The organism is Pseudarthrobacter sp. (assembly GCF_036675385.1).
Lineage (GTDB): Bacteria > Actinomycetota > Actinomycetes > Actinomycetales > Micrococcaceae > Arthrobacter.
In genome coordinates this window covers 1-2,230 of the sequence record NZ_JAKFFD010000084.1, presented here as the reverse complement: position 1 = coordinate 2,230, position 2,230 = coordinate 1, and the positions used below count along the sequence as shown (strand labels likewise).

2 protein-coding genes and 1 pseudogene are annotated in these 2,230 nt (G+C 67.1%); 2 read left to right on the top strand and 1 reads right to left on the bottom strand.

The window, feature by feature from the left end; translation table 11 throughout:
* Positions 1 to 144 (top strand): annotated as a pseudogene (locus V6M49_RS06865) (4-aminobutyrate--2-oxoglutarate transaminase); the annotation flags it as partial.
* 103 nt (positions 145 to 247) lie between these two features.
* On the opposite strand, the gene rarD reads toward V6M49_RS06865, so the two are convergent.
* On the bottom strand, positions 248 to 1,192 hold the full coding sequence (gene rarD, locus V6M49_RS06860; protein WP_332760647.1) for an EamA family transporter RarD: 945 nt from the start codon (positions 1,190 to 1,192) through the stop codon (positions 248 to 250).
* Between the two features lie 135 nt (positions 1,193 to 1,327).
* Between rarD and V6M49_RS06855 the strand changes: the two genes are divergently transcribed.
* Positions 1,328 to 2,230 (top strand): DNA topoisomerase IB (locus V6M49_RS06855; protein WP_332760646.1); only part of this gene is annotated, 903 nt, incomplete at its 3' end.

The following is a 2,230-nucleotide window of genomic DNA, read 5'->3' as shown; positions in this document are numbered from 1 at the left end:
GCCTGCCTCAAGGAGGGTGTCATCATCCTCACCTGCGGCACCTACGGCAACGTCATCCGCCTGCTGCCCCCGCTGGTCATCACCGACGACCTGCTGAACGACGGCCTGGACGTCCTGGCCGCGGCCATCAAGGCCAACGCCTAGGACCCCGCCACAGAGTTAGCGCCCTCTCGCAACGGCGCGAACGAACACTTGAGGCCCTGGAAACTCACGTTTCCGGGGCCTCAAGTGTTCTTTCGCGCTCGTACTATGAGGCGCGGGCCCGCTTCCTGGCCCTTGAGTTCTTGCCTGCCATCCGGAGCATGTCGACGGTCAGCACCAGCAGGGCCAGCCACACCACACCGAAGCCGATCCAGCGGCTGGTGGTCATGGCTTCCTGGAACACCACCAGCGCCACGATGAACTGCAGGAGCGGGGCAACGTACTGCAGCAGCCCGATGGTGGTCATGGGCAGCCGGCGGGCCGACGCACCGAAGAACAGCAGCGGCACCGCGGTGATCACGCCGGAGGCCACCAGGAGCCAGAAGTGCCCGGGGCCCTGGCTGGCCAGGGTGGCCGAGCCGCTGACGCCGAGGAACACCATGGTGGCCGCGGCGACAGGGGCCAGCACAATGGTTTCCACGCTGAGGCTGGTCACCGCGTCCACCTTCGGGCCAACGCGCTTCTTCACAAACCCGTACAGGCCAAAGCTGACGGCCAGCGTCAGGGCGATCCAGGGCAGTTTGCCGTAGCTCACCGTGAGCACGCCCACCGCTACAAAACCGATTCCGACGGCGGCCCACTGGAGGGGGCGCAGCTTCTCCTTCAGGACGAACACACCCAGGAGGACCGAGACCAGGGGGTTGATGAAGTAGCCCAGGGCGGCTTCGACGGCCTGGCCGGTGGTGACGCCGTAGGTATAGGTCAGCCAGTTCACGGCAATGAGTGCGGCCGCGATGGCGAGGGTGCCGAACACGGAACGGTCGCGGAAGGCTGCTGCCAGCGCACGCCAGGACCGGGTGACCGTGATCAGGAGGACGCAGAAAAACAGCGACCACACCACGCGGTTGGCCACGATCTCCACCGCACCGGCGGGCATCAACGCAAAGAAGTACAGCGGGAGCAGCCCCCACAGCCCGTACGCGCCGAAACCGAACAGGACTCCCGCCGTCGTCTCCTTGTCTACTGCCTTGGGACCTGCTGGCGCGGTCACAGCGGTCTTGGGTAAAGAGTCGGTTTCAGGGGGAGTAGGCACCTAACCAATAACACCAGTTGATGGACGCGTATTCCAGTCAAAACTCAGTACGCTTTCCTTCATGGAACCGATGACCCCGCTGGTTGCCGTCCCGTGAGGCTCCGCCGCAGCAACACCAACGGCCGCGGCTACCGTCGCGTGCCCGCCGGGACGGGCTTCAGCTACCGGGACCTGGACGGCTCCGTACTGCAGCAGGGGCCTGTCCGGGAACGGCTGGAAAGCATCGGCATCCCGCCGGCCTGGACCGACGTCTGGATTGCGCCGTTCGACAACGGGCACATCCAGGCGACAGGCCTCGATGCGGTGGGCCGGCGGCAGTACATCTACCACCCCGCCTGGCGGGAGCGGAAAGACCGCGTGAAGTTCGACCGTGCCCTGCAGCTGGCCGAGTCGCTGCCCACCGCCCGCCGGCTGGTCACCCTGGACCTGCGCAGCGACGGCCCCAGCCGCGAACGTGTCCTGGCGGCGGCCTTCCGGATGCTGGACAGCGGGTCCCTGCGGGTGGGGTCCGAGCGGTACACCAACGAGAACGGCAGCCGCGGCCTGGCCACGCTCCTGTGTGCGCATGTCCACGTCCGCAAGGAGTGCCTGGAGCTGAGGTTTCCGGCCAAGAGCGGGAAAGACTGGGAGTCGGAAATCCACGACGCCGACCTCTCCGCCCTGGTGCGGATGCTCAAGCGCCGCGGTGGAAATGCCAGGCTGCTGGCGTTCAAGGAGGGCCGGACCTGGCGGCCGGTCACCAGCGCGGACATCAATGCCTACGTCAAGGAGCGGACGGGCCTGGACTTCACCGCCAAGGACTTCCGGACCCTGCACGGGACGGTAGCCGCCGCCGTCAGCCTGGCACGCAGCGGCCCGCAACCGACCGTTACGGCGCGGAAGGGCGCCATCAGCGTGGCCATGCTGGAGGCTGCCGCGGTGCTGGGGAACACGCCGTCGATCGCCCGGAAGAGCTATGTTGACCCCCGGCTGCTGGACCACTTTGCCGCGGGGGAG